A 24,265-nucleotide genomic window follows, 5' to 3' on the forward strand; every position below is an offset into this window, starting at 1 on the left:
TAGTGTGTCGTTTGGCGATAGCCCGAACGCGTCCCGAGGCGCGGGAATATCGATCAGCGATAAACTGACAGACAAGGCAGGGATCGCGGCATGAGGAAAGAATGGGGCGTTGTCGTTGTGGCAGCAGGACGGGGAACCCGAATGGGTACCGATGAGAGCAAGCAGTTTCTGCTGCTGCAGGACAAGCCCGTTTTCATACATACGCTTGAAGTGTTTGCCGCTTTGGACGACATTGGCGAAATCGTGCTGGTGACTGGAGCGGCGGACGTTGAACGCTGCCTGAAATGGGTAAAGGAATATCGTCTGGAATCGCGCGTACGCGTCATCCCCGGAGGGAAGGAGCGGCAACATTCGGTGCATGAAGGCTTAAAAGCTCTGGGCACCGAGTGGGTCCTCGTTCACGACGGGGTTCGTCCTTTTGTGAGCGGGGAACAGATTCGGGCTTGCATGCAGGCCGCGATAGACATTGGAGCTGCCGTGCTGGCTGTACCGGTGAAGGATACGATCAAACAAGTCAATGCTGAGGGCATCGTCATTGCAACGCCTGAACGCAGCAGTCTGTGGAGCATTCAGACCCCGCAGGCTTTTCGTCTTTCTTCCCTGCTCCATGCGCACGAGTCGGCGGAACGGGACGGATTTCTGGGAACGGACGATGCCATGCTGGCGGAGCGCCACGGCATGTCCGTCAAAGTTGTGGAAGGCAGTTATACCAATATCAAATTGACTACACCGGAAGATTTGCATTATGCCGCATTTGTGCTGGGGGGAGAGAAGAAACAATGATACGCGTAGGACAAGGGTTTGACGTACACCAACTGGTAGAGGGGCGCCCGTGCATTATTGGCGGAGTCACGATCCCGCATGACAAAGGTTTGCTGGGGCATTCCGATGCCGACGTGCTGCTGCATGCCATCAGCGATGCCATTCTCGGGGCGCTTGCGCTGGGAGACATCGGCAAGCATTTCCCGGATACGGATCCCGAATTCAAGGATGCCGATAGTCTGAAGCTGCTTGAGCATGTATGGAAGCTCGCCAAAGAGCGTGGATACCGTCTGGGTAACATTGATTCGACCATCATTGCCCAGAAGCCGAAAATGGCTCCGTATATCCCTCAAATGGCGGAGATCATTGCCAAGGCGCTTGAAGCGGACGTGGAGCAAGTCAACGTCAAAGCGACGACGACCGAGCAGCTTGGATTCCCGGGCCGAGGAGAAGGTATAGCTGCCCAATCCGTGGTTTGCCTGGTTCGGGGACCCGTGGTATCATCAACGAATTAGAGACGGAGGGGATAGTATGAGCACGGAAGTTCGTGTGCGCTATGCGCCGAGTCCGACAGGGCACCTGCATATCGGGAATGCCCGGACCGCGCTGTTTAACTACTTGTATGCCAAACACAATAACGGAAAATTCATCATCCGTATAGAGGATACGGACGTGAAACGCAACATTGCGGGCGGGGAAGAAAGCCAGCTGAAATATTTGAAATGGCTGGGCATGGATTGGGACGAGAGCATTGATGTGGGGGGCGAATACGGACCGTACCGCCAAACCGAGCGCCTTGACATCTACCGGAAATATACGCAGGAATTATTGGATAAAGGGCTGGCATACCGCTGCTACTGCACGGAAGAAGAACTGGAGCAGGAGCGTGAGGAGCAGACCGCTCGTGGCGAAACGCCGCGTTATTCAGGCAAGCACCGGAACCTGACTCCGGAGCAAATTGAGGCGTTCGAGGCCGAGGGCCGCGTGGCTAGCATCCGTTTCCGCGTACCTGAAGAGCGGGTATACACGTTCGATGACATGGTGAAGGGCACTATTTCGTTTAACAGCAAAGAGAGCGGAGACTTCGTCATCGTAAAAAAAGACGGCATTCCCACGTACAACTACGCCGTTGCCATTGACGATCATCTGATGAAAATCACCCACGTACTGCGGGGAGAGGATCATATTTCGAACACGCCGCGTCAGCTGATGATTTACGAAGCGCTCGGCTGGGAGCCGCCGATATTCGGCCACATGACGCTGATCGTAGGCGAGAACCACAAAAAGCTGAGCAAACGCGACGAATCCGTCATTCAGTTCATCTCGCAGTATGAAGAGCTCGGTTATTTGCCCGAAGCGTTGTTCAATTTCATTTCCTTGCTTGGCTGGTCTCCGGAAGGGGAAGAGGAAATTTTCTCTCAAGAGCAGCTGATTTCCATTTTCGATACGAAGCGCCTGTCGAAGAGCCCGGCAGTTTTCGATACGAACAAGCTGGCCTACCTGAACAACCATTACATCAAAAATGCCGATCCGGAACGAATTGCCGAAATGGCCATTCCGCATTTGCAAAAAGCGGGCCGCCTTCCGGCCGAATTGTCGTCCGAGCAGCGGGAATGGGCGCACGCGCTTGTACGTTTGTACCAAGAGCAAATGACGGCTGCTTCCGACATCGTGGCCTTGTCTGAGGTGTTTTTCCGCTCGAGCCTGGAACTGGACGAGGAAGCAAGTGCTGTTCTGGCAGAGGAGCAAGTGCCGACTGTGCTGAAGGCTTTTGCCGATAAGGTACAGGACAGCGATGAATTCACGCCAAGCAAAATGGCTGCTTTGATCAAGGAAGTGCAGAAGGAAACCGGGTTTAAGGGCAAACAGCTCTTTATGCCGATTCGTGTAGCGTTGACCGGTCAAACCCATGGTCGCGATTTGAACCAAACGATCGTGCTGCTGGGCAAGGATACGGTCATCGAGCGTCTGCACGCACAGGTTCAAGGCGCGTAACTCGTTTAACATTTTGTGTGTCTGAGGCAAGGAACGTTATTGTCAGTCTCTGTCCTTTTCGCTATAATAGCAACACAAAGGCATAAGTTTTGATTTTAGATGTTCAATTTACGTTAATCATACAAACGGCAAGGACCGGGAGGAGTACGCTGAACCGGACAGCACCAGAGAGGATGGTCCCGTTCGCAGGGTTGAAAAGGCCTGTGAGCGGTGGCTGCGAGCCATCCGCTGTCCGTCAGCCGAATTGCGCCCGTGAGCCGCACAGCCGAATCCGGCCCCGCCTGAGCACGAATAGATCAGGAAAACGTCAGGATAGGTTATGCCGAGTGGTTCCCGTTACCGGACCGCAAGAGGGTTCTTGCGTGCGTTACGCATATTTTGCGTTGCTTACGAAAGAACCAAGCAGAGTGGGACCGCGACCAACGCCTCTGCAGCTTCGGGCTGCAGGGGCGTTTTTTTATTGCACCTGGGAGCGCGGACTCACGATTATCCTGCGGAAGCCATTAGGGTGCGCGATGGTGGTTCGCTTTAAAAATCCCGGTACACCAATGCATGAGAGAGGATTCGAGCTTGGCGCACGATCATGAAGATCCTGTTTCCTGCGCAAGCGGGAGAACGCAGAACTGAACAAGAGGGGAAGAACATGTTCAAAAAGATCAGATCGGATATTCAGGCGGTATTTGAAAACGATCCGGCGGCGCGCGGTTGGTTTGAGGTGGTGTTTACCTATTCCGGCTTGCACGCCATATGGGCACACCGCATGGCACACGCGTTGTACAAACGGAAATGGTTTTCTTTGGCACGGGTTATTTCGCAAGTCAGCCGCTTTATGACAGGTATTGAGATTCACCCTGGCGCAACGATCGGCGAGCGGTTGTTCATTGACCACGGCATGGGCGTCGTGATTGGCGAAACGTGCGAGATCGGCGATGATGTCGTCATCTACCAGGGGGTGACCCTCGGGGGGACCGGGAAAGAAAAGGGAAAGAGACACCCCACAATTGGCAATAATGTGGTTATCTCGTCAGGTGCAAAGGTGCTGGGTTCATTTCGCGTCGGCGATCAGAGCAATATCGGCGCCAATTCGGTCGTGCTGAAGGAAGTTCCGCCAAACAGTACGGTGGTGGGCATTCCGGGAAAGATCGTCAAACGGGACGGCAAACGGGTGGATCGCTTGAACCAGCAGCTTCCCGATCCGGTCGTTGACTCCTTGCGCAGCATGCAGCAGGAAATCGAACGATTGCGGGACGAAATGCGTACAATGCAATCAGCGCGCGAAACCGAGCGCGAGCGTGATACAATTAACGGGGGAAGCAAAGGTTAATTTGGCAGAGGCTTGCACCGGTTAAGCGGCTGTTGATACGATCGCTCTCCCGTGCCAAAGAACGGTGATTAACGTTCAGAATTTTAGGTTCAGGTTTTATATACGGAAACGGACGAAAGGAAAGTGACTATGACGCTTCATATTTATAATACGATGAGTCGTGCGAAGGAAGAATTTGTTCCCCAAGAGCAGGGGAAGGTAAAAATGTATGTATGCGGCCCGACCGTATATGATTATATTCACATCGGGAATGCCCGGCCGGTGATCTTTTTCGACGCGGTTCGCGGTTATCTTGAACAGATCGGCCATGAAGTGAATTATGTCGTGAATTTTACCGATGTCGACGACAAGCTCATCCGCAAAGCAGAGCAGCTTGGAACAGATGTGCCTCATGTCGCCGAGAAGTTCATCGCGGCGTATTATGAAGACCTTGAAGGATTGGGCATTCCGAGAGCGAGCAGCAATCCGCGCGTAACGGAGAACATGCCGCTTATCATCGATTTTATCCGTGAGTTGGTCGACAAAGGGTATGCCTATGAAAACGGAGGGGACGTCTATTACCGCACGGGCAAGTTCCCCGAGTATGGCAAATTGTCCAAGCAAAACCTGCAAGAGCTGCAGTTCGGCATCCGCATCGGCGTGGATGAGCGCAAGGAACATCCCGAAGATTTCGTGCTTTGGAAGGCTGCGAAGCCGGGAGAGATTTATTGGTCGAGCCCATGGGGAGACGGGCGTCCGGGCTGGCATATCGAATGCTCGGCCATGGCGCGCGAATATTTGGGCGACACGCTCGATATCCATGGCGGCGGACAGGATTTGCAGTTCCCGCACCATGAGTGCGAATGCGCGCAATCCGAAGTGCTGACCGGCAAGCCGCTGGCCAATTATTGGATGCATAACGGCTTTATCCGCATCGATAACGAAAAAATGTCGAAATCGCTCGGAAACGGCGTGTTGGTCAAAGATTTGCGAACACAATACAAACGCGAGGCCATCCGTTATTTTATGTTGTCGACGCATTATCGCAATCCGTTGAACTTTACGGAGGATACGATGGAGCAAGCTCAGAAAAGCGTAGACCGGATCGCGAACGCTGTGGGCAACCTCAAGCACCGTCTGCAGGCCGTGACGATGGAACGGGAAACTTCGGCGGAGCTGGCAGCCCGCCTGGAACAGATTCGCAGCCAGTATCATGAGAAGATGCAGGATGATTTCAATACGCCTGACGCGATCACGGCATTGTTCGAATGGGCTGCCGAGGCCAACCTTCTGCTGCAGCAGGATGTGGTCAATGCGGGAGACATTCGCGCGCTGCTGGAATTGTTCGCGGAATTGAACGCCGTGCTCCGCCTTTATACGGAAGCGGAGCCGGAGCTTCTGGACGAGGAGATCGAGCGTTTGATCGAAGAGCGCACCGAAGCGCGCAAAGCGAAAAACTGGGCAAGAGCCGATGAAATTCGCGACATTTTGTCGGCAGAAGGCATTTTGCTGGAGGATACGGCACAAGGCATGAGATGGCGGCGCAAATGAGCGAGGGCCTGAAGAAAACGTCCATAGACTCCACCGCTCCCAACGTGGCTGAAACGACTGGACACGACGCGGATCTGCAGGCTGAGCCGGCAGGCGGGGCGGCGGATTCGTCCGGCGGTCGTTCGGCGGAACGCTCGGCCGGGGGCTGGTTCCCGTATCCCCCTTCGCGTCCGGCCCATCTGATTCCGCCGATCGCTCTTGCTTACATCGGCGATGCGGTTTACGAAGTCGCGGTTCGACAATATTTGCTGTCCAAGCCCAATATGCGACCCGCTCATTTGCATCGAAGTGCGACGGGGCTGGTGTCGGCCAAGGCCCAGAGTCGAATTTTGGCAGGCATCGAAAGTTTGCTGAACGAAAAAGAACAGGATATCGTCCGGCAGGGACGCAACGCCAAGTCGGGCAGCGTTCCGAAAAATGCAGACGTGCTCGAGTACAGGCATGCCACGGCGCTGGAATGCCTGATCGGCTATTTGTACAGCAGCGGACAACATGAACGGATGATCGAGTTGATTACACAGGGCATCGAACACGCCCAAAGCTTGACGAAATAAACGGAAAATCAACGAAATGCGCGAAGTTGAGCATGGGGACAGGCTGTCGAATCGGCCCGACCCAACAACTTGGCGCTACAGAGAGGATAGAACGAAACATGGAAGAAGAATGGATTGCCGGCAAACACTCCGTCACAGAGGCGCTGCGTTCAGGCCGGACCATCAACAAAATATGGATTGCAGATACGGCGCAAAAACATTTGACAGGACCGATCATTGCGGAAGCCAAAAAACTGGGGATCGTTATCCAGCACGTGGACAAACGCAAGCTGGACCAAGCGGTCCCAGGCATTCAGCATCAGGGCGTGGTGGCCCAAGCCGCTCCCTACGCTTACGTCGAAGTAGAAGACATTTTGGCCGCGGCTGCGAAAAAGGACGAGCCTCCTTTCCTGATCTTGCTGGACGAGATTGAAGATCCGCATAACCTGGGTTCCATCCTGCGTACGGCAGACTGCACGGGAGCTCATGGCGTCATTGTGCCCAAACGCCGCTCGGCGGCCGTTACGGCAACCGTGTCCAAAACCTCGGCAGGAGCGGTGGAATACGTGCCTGTAGCCCGGGTCAGCAACCTGGGCCAAACGATTGATCGGCTGAAAGAGGCAGGGATATGGGTAGTCGGCACGGACGTTGCCGCGACAGAGAACGTGTTTGGCAACGGCGTGTTCACGGGTCCCGTAGCGCTTGTGATCGGAAACGAAAACAAAGGCATGGGCCGGCTCATTCGCGAGAAATGCGACGTGCTCATCAAACTGCCGATGCAAGGCCAGATCAATTCGCTCAACGCTTCGGTAGCTGCGGGCGTTGTCATGTATGAAGTGCTCCGGTCGCGCCAAGCGCAAGGATAACAGCCATGGCTGATTCCCGTGATGTGCTTCTTGTGGACGGGTACAACATGATCGGTGACTGGCCGGAACTGACCCGATTGGCGGAAAGCGGGCTGGAGGAAGCGAGGAATCGGCTTCTTTCCCGCCTTGCGGACTATCAGGCATTTTCCGGCCGCCGGGTCATCGTGGTGTTTGACGCATACCTCGTGCCCGGACTCGGCAGGTCGTATTCTCAGAGCAAGGTTCAGATTTATTTTACCAAGGAAAAAGAGACGGCCGATGAATGCATCGAGAGACTCGTTCGGGAGTTGAGCACGCGAAGACGCCAAATCTACGTAGCTACCAGCGATATGGTGGAACAGCATGTCATTTTCGGTCAGGGAGCGCTAAGGGTATCTGCCAGGGAGCTGCTCATCGAGGTCGAGCAGAATGAAAAAGAACTGCAAAAGCGGCTCGAAGAAGATCAGGCGAAATCCACAAGAAATACGCTTGGGGCCAAGCTGAGTCCCGAAATATTAAAGCAATTCGAACGCTGGCGCCGGGAGTGATCCGGGGAAATTCGGCGATGTCTGGCATAAATTTCAATCTTGAAACTCTTGACAATTATGTTATTCATGATCTTTTTTAGGGACGGCGTGGTTGACGGTGTGAGGTGGCATCATATATACTGTTCGTATATTTCATAGAGTAGAGTAACGGGGGTACCTTGCGTTGCAGCCGGAGGGATTGTCTGTGAGTGTCGACCTCAAAGATATCATGTTATCCAAGTATGATTACCAAAGCGACGAAGACATTGTCGAAGCGGTCCGTGAAGGTGAGAGCGAAGCGCTGGAATATCTGATCAACAAATATCGGAATTTCGTACGCGCCAAGGCGAGATCTTATTTTCTGATTGGGGCTGATCGGGAGGACATCATTCAGGAAGGAATGATCGGCCTCTACAAGTCTATTCGGGACTTCAAAGGGGACAAGCTGGCCTCGTTCAAAGCGTTTGCCGAGCTGTGCATTACCAGGCAGATTATTACGGCAATCAAGACAGCGACGCGGCAGAAGCACATTCCGCTGAATTCCTATGTGTCACTTGATAAGCCAATTTATGACGAAGAATCCGATCGTACGTTACTCGACGTAATTTGTGGAACACAGGTTAGCGATCCAGAGGAACTGATCATCAACCAGGAAGAGTTTGTTGGCCTGGAAGACAAAATGTCGGAGATTCTGAGCGACCTGGAACGAAAAGTGCTGATGCTGTATTTGGACGGAAGATCCTATCAGGAAATTGCCGTAGACCTGGATCGGCATGTGAAATCGATTGATAATGCGCTTCAGCGCGTCAAGCGCAAGCTGGAGAAGTATTTGGAAGTTCGTGATCATTGAGCTGGATAAGAAGTTGTCGTTGACGGAAAAGGCTCGGAAGTTGAGTCTTTTTTTGCTTGTCTTTCGTTTAGAAAATTTGAAAATGACTATACTAGTAATCGCTTGGTTCGAGCAGGAGCAGAGGAAAAAAAGGAGAGGTGAAGCGGCTGCGTAACGGCCGGAACTTTTACCAGGTTCTGAAAGGTGATTCTTTCGTTGACATGGAAATACCCTTATGATAAAGTGTTTTAGGTAGGCCTAAATTCGCGGCTTTTTTTTAGGTTCAATTAAGAGACTCTGCTTCAAAGTGGAAGTCTTCGGGAGGTGTACATCATGCGGGTAATTATTACTTTGGCTTGTACAAATTGCAAACAAAGAAATTACACAACGACAAAGAACAAGCGTAATCACCCCGACCGCATGGAGATGAAGAAATTTTGCAAGTTTTGTAACGAGCAGACTTCTCATCGCGAAACCAGATAGTTTTTGGGAGGTGTAGTCGGCGTGAAACGCAGTTTCAAATCTCTGTTTTCCTTTTTCTCCGAAAGCTGGGCTGAACTTAAAAAGGTTCGCTGGCCTAATCGTAAAGAGCTGACCAACTACACATTGATCGTTCTAGGCACTGTTGTGGTTATGACGCTGTTTTTTTGGGTCGTTGATATCGGCATCTCCGCTGTGATCGAAGCGATTATTTAAGAAGGGTCCCAGGTGGCTTGATATGGAAAAAAGATGGTACGTTGTTCATACCTACTCCGGGTATGAGAATAAGGTCAAAGCCAATTTGGAAAGACGCGTAGAGTCCATGGGCATGGAAGACAAAATTTTCCGCGTTCTTGTTCCTATGGAAGAAGAAGTGGTAAACAAGGACGGCAAGAAAAAAACCGTCATGCGTAAAGTTTACCCCGGATATGTTTTGGTGGAAATGATCCAGACGGACGATTCTTGGTATGTTGTTCGCAACACGCCAGGGGTTACGGGATTTGTCGGTTCGACAGGTTCCGGGTCCAAGCCAACCGCCTTGCTGCCCGAAGAAGTGGAACAAATTCTGAAGCATATGGGCATGGTTGAACCGAAGCCGAAAATTGAATTCGATATTAAGGAATCCGTGCGCATCAAAGTGGGTCCTTTTGCGAATTTTGTGGGCTCCGTGGAAGAAATTTTGGTAGACAAAAGCAAGTTGAAGGTTCATGTGAACATGTTTGGACGGGAAACGCCGCTTGAGTTGGAATATACCCAAGTGGAGAAGATATAGCTCTTCAAGTTTCTTGTGGGAGGACCGGAAGGTCCGGTGACCACTATTTCGCAAGGAGGTGTCAATCATGGCAAAAAAGGTAATCAAAATGGTAAAACTGCAAATTCCAGCAGGTAAAGCGAATCCAGCGCCTCCAGTAGGTCCGGCTTTGGGTCAAGCGGGTGTCAACATCATGGCATTCTGTAAAGAGTTCAATGCGCGTACAGCTGATCAAGCGGGATTGATTATTCCTGTTGAAATTACAGTATTCGAGGACCGTTCCTTTACGTTCATCACCAAAACTCCACCAGCAGCAGTCCTGCTGAAAGTTGCGGCGAAAGTCGAAAAAGGTTCCGGCGAACCGAACAAGAAAAAAGTTGCTACCGTTAAACGCGACACAGTTCGCCAAATCGCGGAGCAAAAAATGCCTGACCTGAATGCAGCGAACGTTGAGTCCGCTATGCGTATGGTCGAAGGTACTGCCCGTAGCATGGGTATCACCATCGAAGACTAATTTTTCTTAGGAAACATGGCTTCGTAAAGCCGGCCGATTCGCGGCCGGTCAATGTGGGAGGTATATCCGCTAAAACCACAAAGGAGGAATATAACATGGCTAAACACGGTAAAAAATACCTGGAAGCTGCCAAGCTGATCGACAGCGAAGCAACTTACGAGCCTTCAGAAGCTGTTGAGCTTGTGAAAAAGGCAGCCACTGCTAAGTTCGATGAAACCATCGAAGCTGCAGTGCGTTTGGGCGTAGACCCTCGTAAACAAGACCAGGCTGTACGTGGTGTTGTTGTCCTGCCGCATGGTACAGGTAAAACACAACGCGTACTGGTATTTGCAAAAGGTGACAAAGCGAAAGAAGCGGAAGCGGCTGGCGCGGATTATGTTGGCGATGCAGATATGATCAACAAAATCCAACAAGGCTGGTTCGAATTCGATGTCTGCGTAGCGACACCTGATATGATGAGCGAAGTAGGTAAATTGGGCCGTCTGCTCGGCGGTAAAGGCCTGATGCCTAACCCTAAAGCCGGAACGGTAACTTTCGACGTAACCAAAGCTGTTCAAGAAATCAAAGCTGGTAAAATCGAATACCGTCTGGATCGTGCAGGTCAAATTCATGCACCGATCGGTAAAGCCTCTTTCACTGCAGAGCAACTGAACGAGAACTTGAAAGCTCTCATGGACGCTCTGAACCGTGCTAAACCGGCGGCAGCAAAAGGTGTTTATCTGAAGAACGTTTCTCTTTCTTCCACGATGGGCCCTGGCGCACGCGTGAACGCAGCTGCTTTTAGATAATATCTGTTGACAGACTTGTTCTGTTCTGATATGCTATAAGAGTTGTGAGTCCGAGTGACTGACCGTTGATATTTGAATATGCTTACCGTAGACAGTAGGTGCCTCAGGGCTTAATTTCCTACCGAGGTGTGATTATAGAGCTTAGACTGATTTCGGATCGGTTATGAGTATATATCAAGCCTTCGTGATTCTACGGAGGCTTTTCTTATTGGGATAAGTCCGGTGTGCCGGACGTGAAATTTGACAGGAGGTGTACAGTTTGGCAAATGCAAAAGTGATTCAAGCAAAAGAAGAGTCCGTTGCAGTAATTACGACAAAATTGCGCGAGAGCGCAACGACAGTTGTGGTTGACTACCGCGGATTGAACGTTGCTCAAGTAACTGAGTTGCGTAAGCAACTTCGTGAAGCCGGAATCGAATTCCAAGTGCTGAAAAACACGTTGCTTCGCCGTGCGACTGCTGCAGCAGAACTGACTGAACTCGATAGCGTTCTGACAGGTCCTACTGCGATTGCATTCAGCGGAGAAGACGCTGTGGCTCCAGCCAAAATTCTGAACGACTTCGCTAAAAAGAACGACAAGCTGGAACTTAAAGGTGGAGTTGTTGAAGGTCGCGTAGTGGGTGTAGAGGAAGTCAAAGCGCTGGCAGAACTGCCATCCCGCGAAGGTCTCCTTTCCATGCTCCTCAGCGTGCTTCAAGCGCCAGTGCGCAACTTCGCGCTTGCGGTTAAAGCTGTTGCAGAAAAAGAAGAGCAAGGCGCGTAAGCTTCTTGATCTGAATGCTGCTTAAGCGGTAATGAAATAAAAAAATCTAAACTATATATGGAGGTTCAATCATGAGCAAAGAGCAAATCTTGGAAGCAATCAAAGGCATGACTGTACTGGAACTGAACGATCTCGTTAAAGCAATCGAAGAAGAATTCGGCGTAACTGCTGCAGCTCCAGTAGCTGTTGTAGGCGGCGGCGCTGCTGCAGCTGAAGCTGAGCAATCCGAATTCGACGTAATCCTGGCTAACGCTGGTGCGTCCAAAATCAACGTAATCAAAGCAGTTCGCGAAATTACAGGTCTGGGCCTGAAAGAAGCGAAAGAAGTAGTAGACAACGCTCCAAAAGCGCTGAAAGAAAAAGTAAGCAAAGAAGAAGCTGAATCCATCAAAGCTAAATTGGAAGAAGCAGGCGCTACAATCGAAGTTAAATAATTTAGCTTATTCTAGCTAACATTATTAAACAAAACAACAAACCCCTTGAACTACTTCAAGGGGTTTGTTGCTGTAATTGTACATGGAAAGCGAGTGAGGACATGTCCAATCATTATTATTCGGATAAACCGCAAGTGGCGCATGACAGAAAAGTGAATGAATCGCTGCTGCGCGGGTTTGGAATGCGGTTCGTTTCGGACGCAGGGGTGTTTTCCAAAAACGGAATTGATTATGGCAGCAGAGTATTGATCGATGCGATGGAATTGCCTGCAGGTGCGCTTGTCTTGGATGTTGGCTGCGGATATGGGCCGATCGGGCTCACGGCAGCAAAGCTTGTGCCGAATGGACATGTCACCATGATTGATATCAACGAGAGAGCGGTTGAGCTTTCCAAGGAAAATGCACGGGCGAATGGCGTTGCCAATGTTACGGTGATGCAAAGCAATCTACTTGCTGAAGTGGAGAGAACGGATTTTGACGTCATTCTGACCAATCCGCCCATCCGAGCCGGCAAAGACACGGTTCATGCTATTTTTGAGCAGGCGTACGATCATTTGAAGATGGGTGGTTCACTATGGGTGGTCATTCAGAAAAAGCAAGGAGCGCCGTCGGCCAAGGCTAAACTGGAGTCTTTGTTTGCAAGGGTGGAAGAGGTTACGAAGGACAAAGGTTATCGCATTTTTAAAGCTACAAAGGACGAAGTGGTGGTTTCATAATCTTTTCTTCGTTTTTTGTAAAGTAAGCAGGCATAAGATTTTTTAGCAATAGGACTATTGACTTGAAAAACCAGTCGTGGTATTATTATAAAATGTCAGTATTAAGATGCCCTACTTGGCTTTAGCTAACTAAAAATGTCCACCTTTTTTGCGCCGAACGGGCATATTATGCCTACGTTTGGCGTATAATATGTACATTTTGGGCAAACTGGGGATAAGTATGATTGGCAAGATATCCACCGAATACAAGGTTGCTCTTTTTTCGAACGACATTCGAGTAAGGGCTTTTCTTTATTTGTGGATGCATTGCTTTGCTCTGTATGTGTACCATTATAAGGTTACAAACAGAGGTTCGCAACGAAATTTTTATGTGAGTAGACATTGAGGGGTGAGTTTAAGTTGGCAGGACATCTTGTTCAATATGGTCGACGCACTCGGCGCAGTTATGCACGAATTAACGAGATACTCGAAGTTCCGAACCTGATTGAAATCCAACAAAAATCTTACGATTGGTTTTTGGAGGAAGGGTTGCGCGAAATGTTCCAGGATATCTCGCCGATCCAGGATTTCACAGGCAACTTGATTTTGGAATTTATCGATTACAGTCTCGGTGAACCGAAGTATACAGTAGACGACGCCAAAGAGCGTGACGTTACTTATGCAGCACCGCTTCGGGTCAAAGTCCGGCTCATTAATAAGGAAACCGGCGAAGTCAAAGAGCAGGAAGTATTCATGGGAGATTTCCCGCTGATGACCGAAACCGGCACATTTATTATTAATGGTGCGGAACGGGTTATTGTCAGCCAGTTGGTTCGCTCTCCTAGCGTTTACTTCAGCACAAAAGTAGATAAAAACGCCAAAAAAACGTATACCGCTACAGTGATTCCTAACCGTGGCGCTTGGCTGGAACTTGAGATGGACGCGAAGGACATCGTTTACGTCCGGATCGACCGCACACGCAAAATACCGGTGACGGTTCTGCTGCGTGCACTTGGTTTCGGCACAGACGCTGAGATTCTGGATCTTCTCGGTAATGACGAATATATTCGCAACACACTGGACAAAGACAACACGGATTCCACGGAGAAAGCACTCATCGAGATTTACGAGCGTCTCCGTCCGGGCGAGCCGCCAACGCTGGATAACGCGAAAAGCTTGCTCGTAGCGCGCTTCTTTGATCCAAAACGTTATGACCTCGCCAACGTAGGTCGTTACAAAATCAACAAAAAGCTTCACATCAAAAACCGCTTGTTCAACCAGCGTCTTGCGGAGTCCTTGATCGATACGGACACTGGCGAGATCATCGCTGAAGCGGGCCAAATGGTAGACCGCCGCTTGTTGGATGAAATTATGTCCTACCTCGAGAAAAGCGTCGGGTTCCGCACATACCATGTGGCAAACGGTGTATTGGATGCCAATGATATTCCGGTACAGACGATTGATGTATTCTCTCCGATTGAAGACGGCAAAGTAGTCAAGCTGATTGCTAATGCGAACATCGATAAATCGGTTAAAAATATCACGCCTGCGGACATCATCTCGTCCATCAGTTACTTCCTGAACTTGTTGCATGGCATCGGAAGCACGGATGACATCGACCATCTGGGTAACCGTCGCTTGCGTTCCGTGGGCGAGCTCTTGCAGAACCAATTCCGCATCGGTCTTTCCCGTATGGAACGCGTTGTGCGCGAGAGAATGTCCATCCAGGACGCTAACGTGATCACGCCGCAGGCTTTGATCAACATCCGTCCGGTCATTGCATCGATTAAAGAGTTCTTCGGCAGCTCTCAGTTGTCGCAGTTTATGGATCAAACGAACCCGCTGGGTGAGTTGACGCATAAACGTCGTCTGTCCGCACTCGGACCGGGCGGTTTGACGCGTGAGCGTGCCGGCATGGAAGTCCGTGACGTCCATCCATCCCACTATGGCCGGATGTGTCCGATCGAGACGCCGGAGGGACCGAACATCGGTTTGATCAACTCCCTGTCGACATTTGCCCGCGTGAACGAATATGGCTTCATCGAAGCGCCGTATCGTTGGGTTGACCCGAAAACAGGCGTAGTCACGGAGCAAATCGACTACCTGACGGCGGACGAAGAAGATAACTACGTTGTCGCTCAGGCGAATGCGAAGTTGAACGAGGACGGAACGTTTGCCGAAGAGTCGATCATCGTGCGTTACAACAAACAGTCGGATAACATCCTGACGATGCCGAGCGAGCGCGTTGACTACATGGACGTATCTCCGAAGCAGGTCGTATCCGTTGCGACGGCGCTCATTCCGTTCCTTGAGAACGATGACTCCAACCGCGCGTTGATGGGATCCAACATGCAGCGTCAGGCCGTTCCTTTGCTCGTGCCTAAAGCTCCGCTTGTCGGAACAGGTATGGAACACAAAGCCGCAAAAGATTCCGGTGTATGTATTGTTTCCAAATACGACGGGATTATCGAACGTTCTTCTGCCAATGAAATCTGGCTCCGTCGCATAGAAGCGATCGATGGCCAAGAGGTCAAGGGCGATATCGTTAAATATAAATTACACAAATTTATGCGTTCCAACCAAGGAACATGCATTAACCAACGTCCAATCGTCAAACGCGGCGACGTCGTCAAAGCGGGAGATATCCTTGCTGACGGCCCATCCACGGAAATGGGCGAATTGGCACTGGGCCGCAACGTAGTCGTTGCCTTCATGACTTGGGAAGGTTACAACTACGAGGATGCGATCCTGCTGAGCGAAAAACTCGTGAAGGAAGATGTGTACACATCCATCCATATCGAGGAATACGAGTCCGAGGCACGTGATACGAAGCTTGGACCGGAAGAAATTACGCGTGACATCCCGAACGTCGGCGAAGAGGCTCTTCGCAATCTGGATGAGCGCGGGATTATCCGCATCGGTGCCGAAATCGCAGCCGGCGATATCCTGGTTGGTAAAGTAACGCCTAAAGGCGTAACGGAACTGACTGCCGAGGAACGCCTCTTGCATGCGATCTTTGGTGAGAAAGCACGTGAAGTTCGTGACACTTCTCTGCGCGTACCTCATGGTACGGACGGTATCGTAGTCGACGTTAAAGTGTTTACACGCGAAAACGGCGACGAGCTGCCTCCAGGCGTTAACCAGCTGGTTCGTGTCTATATCGCTCAGAAACGTAAAATCTCTGAGGGTGACAAAATGGCCGGACGTCACGGTAACAAAGGGGTCGTGGCACGTATTCTGCCTGAAGAGGATATGCCGTTCCTGCCGGACGGTACTCCGGTACAGATCGTTCTTAACCCGCTGGGCGTACCATCGCGGATGAACATCGGTCAGGTGCTTGAGGTCCATCTTGGTATGGCTGCGATGCAGCTGGGTATTCACGTGGCAACGCCTGTATTCGACGGAGCGAAGGAGTATGACGTCTTCGATACGATGGAAGAAGCAGGCATGCAGCGCAATGGTAAAACGGTTCTGTACGACGGCCGCACGGGAGAACGCTTCGAACGTGAAGTTACGGTCGGTGTCATGCACATGATCAAACTGGCGCACATGGTTGACGATAAAATCCATGCCCGTTCCACAGGTCCTTACTCTCTGGTTACGCAGCAACCGCTGGGCGGTAAAGCCCAATTCGGTGGCCAGCGTTTCGGGGAGATGGAGGTTTGGGCGCTTGAAGCCTACGGCGCAGCCTACACGCTTCAAGAAATCCTGACCGTCAAATCCGATGACGTTGTAGGTCGTGTGAAAACGTATGAGTCCATCGTCAAAGGCGAGAACGTTCCGGAACCGGGTGTTCCTGAATCGTTCAAAGTTTTGATCAAAGAGCTGCAAAGCTTGGGTATGGACGTCAAAATCCTGAGCGAAGACGAACAGGAAATTGAAATGAAAGAAATCGACGATGAAGATGACGCTGCGAACGACAAACTCAGCCTCAACCTCGAGGGTGCAGAGGTCGGAGCGGAATAATCGCCTTCGGGCATAGCTGACCGGCGTTTTTTCATCAGGCTCGCGTCTTTCTCCGGCTTCGGCCGGGGAGGGCGTAACCTAGAATACAGGACTTGGTTAAGGAGGGTTGCTCCTTGTTGGACGTCAACAATTTCGAATACATGAAGATCGGGCTTGCTTCCCCTGAAAAAATTCGTTCTTGGTCCCGCGGAGAAGTGAAGAAACCGGAAACGATCAACTATCGTACGTTGAAACCGGAAAAAGAAGGGCTGTTCTGCGAAAAGATTTTTGGCCCTACGAAAGACTGGGAATGTCATTGCGGTAAATACAAACGCGTTCGTTATAAAGGCGTCGTCTGTGACCGTTGTGGCGTTGAAGTAACACGTGCGAAAGTACGTCGCGAACGGATGGGGCATATCGAGCTTGCTGCTCCGGTATCGCATATCTGGTACTTCAAAGGTATTCCGAGCCGTATGGGTCTTGCTTTGGATATGTCTCCAAGATCTCTTGAGGAGATTATTTATTTTGCATCTTATGTAGTAACCGATCCAGGAGAAACTCCACTGGAGAAAAAACAACTGCTGTCCGAGAAAGAATATCGCAGCTACCGTGAAAAATACGGATATGGATTCCAGGCCGGCATGGGTGCAGAGGCAGTCAAAAAACTGCTTCAAGACCTTGATGTGGAAAAAGAGCTCGACTTCCTGAAAGAAGAGCTTCGCACTGCGCAAGGACAACGTCGCAACCGTGCGATCAAACGTTTGGAAGTCATTGAAGCTTTCCGCAATTCCGGCAATAAGCCTGAGTGGATGATCATGGATGTTCTTCCAGTGATCCCGCCAGAACTTCGTCCAATGGTACAGCTGGACGGCGGACGTTTCGCAACGTCTGACCTCAATGACCTGTATCGCCGTGTAATCAACCGTAACAACCGTCTGAAACGCCTGTTGGATCTTGGCGCACCGGACATTATCGTGCAAAACGAAAAACGGATGCTTCAGGAAGCGGTTGACGCATTGATCGACAACGGCCGTCGCGGACGCCCGGTAACGGGTCCTGGTAACCGTCCTTTGAAATCCCTCAGCCACATGCTGAAAGGTAAACAAGGACGTTTCCGTCAAAACTTGCTCGGTAAACGTGTTGACTACTCCGGTCGTTCGGTTATCGTCGTAGGACCTTACCTGAAAATGTATCAGTGCGGTCTGCCTAAAGATATGGCGCTTGAACTGTTCAAGCCTTTCGTGATGAAAGAGCTTGTGAATAAAGGGCTTGCCCACAATATCAAGAGCGCTAAGCGCAAAGTCGAACGCGTAAGCCCGGAAGTTTGGGACGTTCTTGAAGAAGTCATTAAAGAGCATCCGGTTCTGCTCAACCGTGCCCCTACGCTTCACCGTCTTGGTATTCAAGCGTTTGAACCGATTCTGGTTGAAGGTAAGGCAATTCGTCTTCACCCGCTCGTATGTACGGCGTATAATGCCGACTTTGACGGTGACCAAATGGCCGTGCACGTTCCGTTGTCTGCGGAAGCTCAAGCAGAAGCACGGATTCTGATGCTTGCATCGGGCAACATTTTGAACCCGAAAGACGGTAAACCGGTTGTTACCCCTTCCCAGGATATGGTTCTCGGTTCTTACTACCTGACCATGGACAACAAGGAAGAAAAGGGAACAGGCATGATTTTGCGTACGGTAAACGAAGCTGTATCCGCATATCAACGCGGTACTGCAGGTTTGCATGCACGCGTGGCTATTCCTGTTAAAGCACTGGGCAAAACAAGCTTCACGGAAAAACAACAAGAGGCGATGCTGCTGACAACCGTCGGCAAAATCATCTTTAACGAGATTTTCCCTGCGAGCTTCCCGTACATCAACGATGCTACACGTGCTAACCTTTATCAAGGTACTGCGGAGCACTCGTTTGTATATGAGAAAGGTGCCGATCTGAGAGAAGCGATCATGAATGCTCCTCAAGCCGGCGGTGTCGGAAAAGAATATCTCGGTTCGATCATCGCGCGTTGTTTCGAAATTTATCACACAACGGAAACAGCCGTTATTCTGGATAAAATCAAACAACTCGGATTTACGTATTCGACCCGTGCCGGTATTACCGTGGCCGTGTCGGACGTTGTCGTGCCTGATGAAAAAATCGACATTCTCAAGCAGTCCGAAGAAAAAGCCCAAATCGTTACGAATCAGTACCGTCGCGGTCTGATCACGAACGAAGAGCGCTATGACCGCATCATCGATATCTGGTCGAAATCGAAAGACGATATCACCGATATCCTGATGAAGTCGATGGATCGTTACAATTCGATCATGATGATGGTTGACTCCAAAGCGCGGGGTAACAAATCGCAGATCACCCAGCTGGGCGGTATGCGTGGTCTGATGGCCAACCCATCCGGCCGGATTATCGAACTCCCAATCAAATCGAACTTCCGTGAAGGTCTGACGGTACTCGAGTACTTTATCTCGACGCACGGTGCCCGTAAAGGTTTGGCCGATACGGCCCTTCGTACGGCGGACTCCGGTTACTTGACTCGTCGTCTCGTAGACGTAGCCCAAGATGTCATCGTACGCGAAGATGACTGCGGTACAGACAAAGGCTTCACTGTTAGCCGTATCCAGGACGGCAAAGAGGTTATCGAGGATCTCTATGACCGTATCGAAGGCAGATACTGCTTTGAAACGGTTCGTCATCCGGAAACGAATGAAATCATTGCGCACCGCAATGAATTGATCGATTCCGACAAAGCGGAAGCGATCGTCAAAGCCGGCGTAACGAAACTGCAAATCCGCTCCGTACTCAGCTGCCGTGCTCGTCATGGTGTCTGCAAAAAATGTTACGGTCGCAACCTGGCGACAGGTAAACATGTGGAGATCGGGGAAGCAGTCGGTATTATCGCTGCACAATCCATTGGTGAGCCAGGAACCCAGTTGACGATGCGTACGTTCCACACCGGTGGTGTAGCCGGAGACGATATCACGCAAGGTTTGCCGCGTATCCAAGAGCTCTTCGAAGCCCGTAACCCTAAAGGTCAGGCTACGATCAGTGAGATTGACGGTGTCGTTAAAGAGATCCGCGAGGCGAAAGATCGTCGCGAAATCGAAATCCAAGGTGAAGCGGAGTCCAAAGTATACTCGGTTACCTATGGTTCCCGTGTGCGCGTAAGCGAAGGCATGGAGATCGAAGCGGGCGACGAGTTGACGGACGGTTCCATCGATCCGAAAGAAATGCTGCGCATCAAAGGCGTACGTGGCGTGCAGAACTACATTTTGCAGGAAGTACAGCGCGTATACCGTAACCAGGGTGTAGAAATCAACGATAAACACGTTGAAGTCATGATCCGTCAAATGCTGCGCAAAATCCGCATCGTAGATGCAGGGGACACCAACTTGTTGCCAGGATCGTTCGTGGATACCCACGAGTACGAAAAAGCAAACAAAGCGGCATTCCTCAGCAACAAAGAGCCAGCGGTTGCCAAACCGATCCTGCTCGGGATCACCAAAGCATCCCTGGAGACCGATTCCTTCCTGTCCGCGGCATCCTTCCAGGAGACGACACGTGTCCTGACAGATGCAGCGATCAAAGGAAAAGTCGATCAGTTGCTCGGTCTGAAAGAAAACGTAATTATCGGTAAACTGATTCCTGCAGGTACGGGTATGAACCGTTACCGCAGCATCGAGTTTGCCGGTCCGGAAGACGGCGAATCTTCGGTAGAAGAGCTGGAGCCGGTATCCGTAGATTAATCGCTTTTTCTAGCACCTGAACAAAGAAATAGAGTTTTGGGCATCAGGGGATGATGGCATGAGCGTGCCTATACGTCCTCTGATGCTGCAAAACTTTATGATAAATGTTTGTGATTAGCATTGACAATGCTTGCGCTAGATGCTAATATATCAAAGGTGCGTGAGCAGATGATTGTATTTGATCCAATTTCGGAGGAATGTACGATGCCTAATGAAAAAGGTCTGCAAGATGCTCATGTCAAGATTGGTACCAAACAGACCATGCGGATGGTTCAGTCAGGAATGGCTTCCGAAGTCTATGTGGCTGAGGATTGCGATCCGCAGCTTACTTCCAAAATCATCGCTTTGTGCGAAGAGCACAATGTCAAGTACACGAAAGTGGACACGATGAAAAATCTCGGCAAGGCATGCGGGATTGGAGTAGGGGCAGCAATGGTAGCTGTCGTTAAATAATGTTAGGAACGTTTTTGTCAGGGAACATTTTTATGGATTCTCAAAGGCAAAAACTTTTCATTTGTCTTTTTATGAACCGCCTGGGTCTGTGGGCTTAGAGTAAAGGTTTATAAAGAAACATGAATAATTGAGGAAGGGGGTGGCAATCACATGCCAACTATTAACCAACTGGTTCGTAAAGGACGCCAAGCTAAAATCTACAAGTCCAAATCGCCAGCCTTGCAAAAAGGGTTCAACGCTCTGAAACGTGAAGCTACTAACATCAGTGCCCCACAAAAACGTGGTGTCTGCACTCGTGTAGGTACAATGACTCCGAAAAAACCGAACTCCGCGCTTCGTAAATACGCTCGTGTTCGCTTGACGAACCGCGTAGAGGTGACGGCTTACATTCCGGGTATCGGACATAACTTGCAAGAGCACAGCGTTGTGCTGATCCGTGGCGGTCGTGTAAAAGACCTTCCGGGGGTACGTTATCACATCGTTCGTGGCGCTCTTGATACTGCAGGCGTGAACAACCGTATGCAAGCTCGTTCCAAATACGGCGCGAAACGTCCAAAAGCTAAAAAAGCCTAATTGAAGAATAGCGGCAATCTCGGCATGATTCTGGCTGCTGCCAGATAAGCCGGATTAGCCGAACAAGAAAGAAAGGGGGATATCCATGCCACGCAAAGGTCCAGTTACGAAAAGAGACGTGTTGCCAGATCCGGTATACAACAGCAAGTTGGTTACTCGTTTGATCAACCGCATCATGCTCGACGGAAAACGCGGTGTTGCTCAAAGCATCCTGTACAATGCGTTCAAGTTGATTCAAGAACGTACGGGTAATGACCCGATGGAAGTATTTGAAGCAGCAATCAAAAATATCATGCCAGTCCTGGAAGTTAAAGCTCGCCGTGTCGGCGGTGCCAACTACCAAGTACCAATCGAGGTAAAACCAGAGAGACGTACTTCCCTGGGATTACGTTGGCTCGTGAACTACTCCCGCAACCGCGGTGAGAAAACGATGGAAGAGCGTTTGGCGGCTGAGATCATCGACGCTTCCAACAACACAGGCGCTTCCGTTAAAAAACGCGAAGACACGCACAAAATGGCTGAAGCGAACAAAGCGTTTGCTCACTACCGTTGGTAGGATTCAGTTCATACTAAAAACTTCAATTTTGAAGGGAGACCCATTTCATGGCAAGAGAGTTCTCCTTGAAAAATACACGTAATATCGGGATCATGGCTCACATTGACGCGGGTAAAACCACTACAACTGAGCGGATCTTGTTCTACACAGGCCGTACGCACAAAATCGGTGAAGTTCACGAAGGCGCTGCGACAATGGACTGGATGGAACAGGAACAGGAGCGCGGGATCACGATTACTTCCGCTGCGACTACCGCTTCTTGGAAAAACCACCGCGTCAATATCATCGATACCCCGGGACACGTTGACTTCACTGTTGAAGTTGAACGTTCCCTTCGTGTATTGGACGGAGCAGTAGGTGTATTCAGTGCGAAAGAAGGCGTTGAGCCTCAGTCCGAAACCGTATGGAGACAGGCTGACCGTTATGGCGTACCTCGGATCGCATATGTAAACAAAATGGATATCATCGGTGCCGACTTCTTGAACGTTGTTGCTGACATGCGTGATCGCCTTCAAGCGAACGCTGTTGCAATCCAACTGCCAATCGGCGCGGAAAATGATTTCAAAGGCATCATCGATATCATTGAGCAAAAAGCTCATATGTACCAGGATGACCTGGGACAAAATATCGATGTTGTGGACGTTCCTGCGGAATTCGCTGACCAAGTCGAAGAACTCCGTAACGAACTGATCGAGCGCGTTGCAGAACTCGACGAAGATTTGACGATGAAATACCTGGAAGGCGAAGAGATCACAGTTGATGAGATCAAAGCCGCTCTCCGTAAAGGTGTAGTCGAAGTTAAAATCTTCCCGGTTATCTGTGGTTCCTCGTACCGCAACAAAGGTGTTCAGCTGATGCTGGATGCCGTAATCGACTTCTTGCCAGCTCCAGTTGACGTACCGGACATCAAAGGTGTTCTGGAAGACGGAACTGAAGCGGTTCGTAAATCTTCTGATGAAGAGCCGTTCTCCGCATTGGCTTTTAAAATCATGACAGATCCTTACGTTGGTAAGTTGACGTTCTTCCGTGTTTACTCCGGCGTACTTCAATCCGGTTCTTACGTATTGAACGCTACTAAAGGTAAACGCGAACGTATCGGCCGTATCCTTCAAATGCATGCGAACAGCCGTCAAGAGATCACTGAAGTTTACTCCGGTGATATCGCAGCTGCCGTAGGTTTGAAAGATACTGGTACAGGTGATACACTGTGTGATGAGAAACATCCGGTTATCCTGGAGTCCATGAACTTCCCTGATCCGGTAATCGAAATCGCCGTAGAACCTAAAACTAAAGCTGACCAAGATAAAATGGGTGTTGCTCTCGGTAAGTTGACTGAAGAGGATCCAACTCTTCGCGCACATACTGATGAAGAAACAGGCCAAACCATCTTGGCTGGTATGGGTGAGCTTCACCTTGATATCATCATCGACCGTATGCGTCGTGAGTTCAAGGTTGAAACGACTGTGGGTAAACCGCAAGTAGCTTACCGCGAAACATTCCGTGCGCCAGCTCGGGTCGAAGGTAAATTCGTTCGTCAGTCCGGTGGTCGTGGTCAATACGGTCACGTATGGGTTGAGTTCGAACCTCTCGAGCCAGGTACAGGTAACCAATTCGACAGCAAAATCGTCGGTGGTTCCGTTCCTAGAGAGTATATCGCACCAGCTTTGGCAGGGATCGAAGAGCAAATGAAAAATGGTGTCATTGCAGGCTTCCCGGTAGTAGACGTTAAAGCTACCATCGTGGATGGTTCTTATCATGATGTCGATTCCAACGAGATGGCGTTTAAAATCGCCGGTTCGATGGCACTGAAAGCGGCAAAAGATAAAGCACAACCAGCACTGCTTGAGCCAATCATGAAAGTTGAAGTAACCGTTCCGGAAGAGTACATGGGTGACGTTATGGGTATGTTGAATTCCCGTCGTGGCCGCATTGAAGGTATGGATTCCCGTGGTGGAGCCCAAATCATCCGTGCTAAAGTACCTTTGTCCGAAATGTTCGGATACTCTACAACTCTTCGTTCCGGTACGCAAGGACGCGGCGTGTTCTCGATGGAGCTTTCTCACTACGAAGAAGTTCCTAAATCGATCGCTGAAGAAATCGTATCCAAGAACAAAGGCGGCGAATAGTTTCTCCACATCAGGTGAACGTGTGCTCACGGCTCTATGAGCGTGTGAGTCCATACCACCTGATGCAAACATAAATCAAATTATTATAAGGAG

General features: G+C 50.3%; 23 protein-coding genes and 1 other annotated feature. All 23 genes read left to right on the forward strand.

Features of this window, described 5'->3' with window-relative positions; genetic code table 11:
* Positions 1-90 precede the first annotated feature (90 nt).
* The 23 genes from ispD to fusA all read left to right on the forward strand — a co-directional run bounded on the left by ispD (position 91) and on the right by fusA (position 24,172).
* Entirely contained in the window at positions 91-783 is a 693-nt protein-coding gene (ispD, locus tag L6H98_RS29990) for a 2-C-methyl-D-erythritol 4-phosphate cytidylyltransferase (protein ID WP_236421376.1), read from the forward strand.
* The gene (gene ispF, locus L6H98_RS29995) at positions 780-1,277 is read left to right on the forward strand and encodes a 2-C-methyl-D-erythritol 2,4-cyclodiphosphate synthase (protein WP_236421377.1); all 498 of its coding nucleotides are present in this window, start codon (positions 780-782) and stop codon (positions 1,275-1,277) included. The genes ispD and ispF overlap by 4 nt, the downstream gene beginning before the upstream one ends.
* Before the next feature lie 16 nt (positions 1,278-1,293).
* Entirely contained in the window at positions 1,294-2,757 is a 1,464-nt protein-coding gene (gene gltX, locus L6H98_RS30000) for a glutamate--tRNA ligase (protein WP_236421378.1), read from the forward strand.
* 643 nt (positions 2,758-3,400) lie between these two features.
* On the forward strand, positions 3,401-4,081 hold the full coding sequence (gene cysE, locus L6H98_RS30005) for a serine O-acetyltransferase (protein WP_236421379.1): 681 nt from the start codon (positions 3,401-3,403) through the stop codon (positions 4,079-4,081).
* 129 nt (positions 4,082-4,210) lie between these two features.
* Positions 4,211-5,611 (forward strand): cysteine--tRNA ligase, encoded by a 1,401-nt coding sequence (gene cysS, locus L6H98_RS30010; protein WP_236421380.1) that lies wholly within the window; start codon positions 4,211-4,213, stop codon positions 5,609-5,611.
* Positions 5,608-6,165 carry a ribonuclease III domain-containing protein gene (locus tag L6H98_RS30015; RefSeq protein ID WP_356724922.1) on the forward strand — a complete coding sequence of 186 codons (558 nt, stop codon included), beginning with the start codon at positions 5,608-5,610 and terminating at the stop codon, positions 6,163-6,165. The genes cysS and L6H98_RS30015 overlap by 4 nt, the downstream gene beginning before the upstream one ends.
* A 98-nt stretch (positions 6,166-6,263) precedes the next feature.
* Positions 6,264-7,010, forward strand: a complete 747-nt coding sequence (gene rlmB, locus L6H98_RS30020) for a 23S rRNA (guanosine(2251)-2'-O)-methyltransferase RlmB (protein WP_236421381.1) — start codon at positions 6,264-6,266, stop codon at positions 7,008-7,010.
* A 5-nt stretch (positions 7,011-7,015) separates the two neighbouring features.
* Entirely contained in the window at positions 7,016-7,537 is a 522-nt protein-coding gene (locus L6H98_RS30025) for an NYN domain-containing protein (RefSeq protein ID WP_236421382.1), read from the forward strand.
* A 184-nt stretch (positions 7,538-7,721) separates the two neighbouring features.
* Entirely contained in the window at positions 7,722-8,366 is a 645-nt protein-coding gene (gene sigH / locus L6H98_RS30030) for an RNA polymerase sporulation sigma factor SigH (RefSeq protein WP_236421383.1), read from the forward strand.
* A gap of 312 nt (positions 8,367-8,678) precedes the next feature.
* Positions 8,679-8,828, forward strand: coding sequence for a 50S ribosomal protein L33 (rpmG, locus tag L6H98_RS30035; RefSeq protein WP_072735843.1), 150 nt, complete (start codon positions 8,679-8,681; stop codon positions 8,826-8,828).
* Between the two features lie 21 nt (positions 8,829-8,849).
* Positions 8,850-9,041, forward strand: coding sequence for a preprotein translocase subunit SecE (secE, locus tag L6H98_RS30040; RefSeq protein ID WP_236421384.1), 192 nt, complete (start codon positions 8,850-8,852; stop codon positions 9,039-9,041).
* 22 nt (positions 9,042-9,063) lie between these two features.
* A complete protein-coding gene (nusG, locus tag L6H98_RS30045) occupies positions 9,064-9,597 on the forward strand; it encodes a transcription termination/antitermination protein NusG (RefSeq protein ID WP_236421385.1) in 534 nt (177 codons plus the stop codon).
* Positions 9,598-9,664: 67 nt separating this feature from the next.
* Positions 9,665-10,090 (forward strand): 50S ribosomal protein L11, encoded by a 426-nt coding sequence (gene rplK / locus L6H98_RS30050; RefSeq protein WP_236421386.1) that lies wholly within the window; start codon positions 9,665-9,667, stop codon positions 10,088-10,090.
* Positions 10,091-10,185: 95 nt separating this feature from the next.
* A complete protein-coding gene (gene rplA / locus L6H98_RS30055; protein ID WP_236421387.1) occupies positions 10,186-10,878 on the forward strand; it encodes a 50S ribosomal protein L1 in 693 nt (230 codons plus the stop codon).
* 67 nt (positions 10,879-10,945) lie between these two features.
* Positions 10,946-11,094, forward strand: a sequence feature (ribosomal protein L10 leader region).
* Positions 11,095-11,137: 43 nt separating this feature from the next.
* Positions 11,138-11,641: a 50S ribosomal protein L10 gene (rplJ, locus tag L6H98_RS30060; protein WP_236421388.1), complete on the forward strand. Its 504-nt coding sequence runs from the start codon at positions 11,138-11,140 to the stop codon at positions 11,639-11,641.
* 71 nt (positions 11,642-11,712) lie between these two features.
* Complete coding sequence (gene rplL, locus L6H98_RS30065; RefSeq protein WP_236421389.1) at positions 11,713-12,075, forward strand: 50S ribosomal protein L7/L12; 363 nt, start codon at positions 11,713-11,715, stop codon at positions 12,073-12,075.
* Between the two features lie 101 nt (positions 12,076-12,176).
* On the forward strand, positions 12,177-12,791 hold the full coding sequence (locus L6H98_RS30070) for a class I SAM-dependent methyltransferase (RefSeq protein WP_236421390.1): 615 nt from the start codon (positions 12,177-12,179) through the stop codon (positions 12,789-12,791).
* Positions 12,792-13,190: 399 nt separating this feature from the next.
* The gene (rpoB, locus tag L6H98_RS30075; RefSeq protein ID WP_236421391.1) at positions 13,191-16,736 is read left to right on the forward strand and encodes a DNA-directed RNA polymerase subunit beta; all 3,546 of its coding nucleotides are present in this window, start codon (positions 13,191-13,193) and stop codon (positions 16,734-16,736) included.
* 113 nt (positions 16,737-16,849) lie between these two features.
* The gene (gene rpoC / locus L6H98_RS30080) at positions 16,850-20,464 is read left to right on the forward strand and encodes a DNA-directed RNA polymerase subunit beta' (protein WP_236421392.1); all 3,615 of its coding nucleotides are present in this window, start codon (positions 16,850-16,852) and stop codon (positions 20,462-20,464) included.
* A 204-nt stretch (positions 20,465-20,668) separates the two neighbouring features.
* Positions 20,669-20,917 (forward strand): ribosomal L7Ae/L30e/S12e/Gadd45 family protein, encoded by a 249-nt coding sequence (locus L6H98_RS30085; RefSeq protein ID WP_236421393.1) that lies wholly within the window; start codon positions 20,669-20,671, stop codon positions 20,915-20,917.
* Positions 20,918-21,067: 150 nt separating this feature from the next.
* Positions 21,068-21,490, forward strand: a complete 423-nt coding sequence (gene rpsL, locus L6H98_RS30090; RefSeq protein WP_236421394.1) for a 30S ribosomal protein S12 — start codon at positions 21,068-21,070, stop codon at positions 21,488-21,490.
* A gap of 85 nt (positions 21,491-21,575) precedes the next feature.
* On the forward strand, positions 21,576-22,046 hold the full coding sequence (gene rpsG, locus L6H98_RS30095; RefSeq protein WP_007432586.1) for a 30S ribosomal protein S7: 471 nt from the start codon (positions 21,576-21,578) through the stop codon (positions 22,044-22,046).
* A 47-nt stretch (positions 22,047-22,093) separates the two neighbouring features.
* Complete coding sequence (gene fusA / locus L6H98_RS30100; protein WP_236421395.1) at positions 22,094-24,172, forward strand: elongation factor G; 2,079 nt, start codon at positions 22,094-22,096, stop codon at positions 24,170-24,172.
* Positions 24,173-24,265: the final 93 nt, after the last annotated feature.

It is taken from the genome of Paenibacillus sp. JJ-223, from assembly GCF_927798175.1.
GTDB lineage: Bacteria > Bacillota > Bacilli > Paenibacillales > Paenibacillaceae > Paenibacillus > Paenibacillus hubeiensis.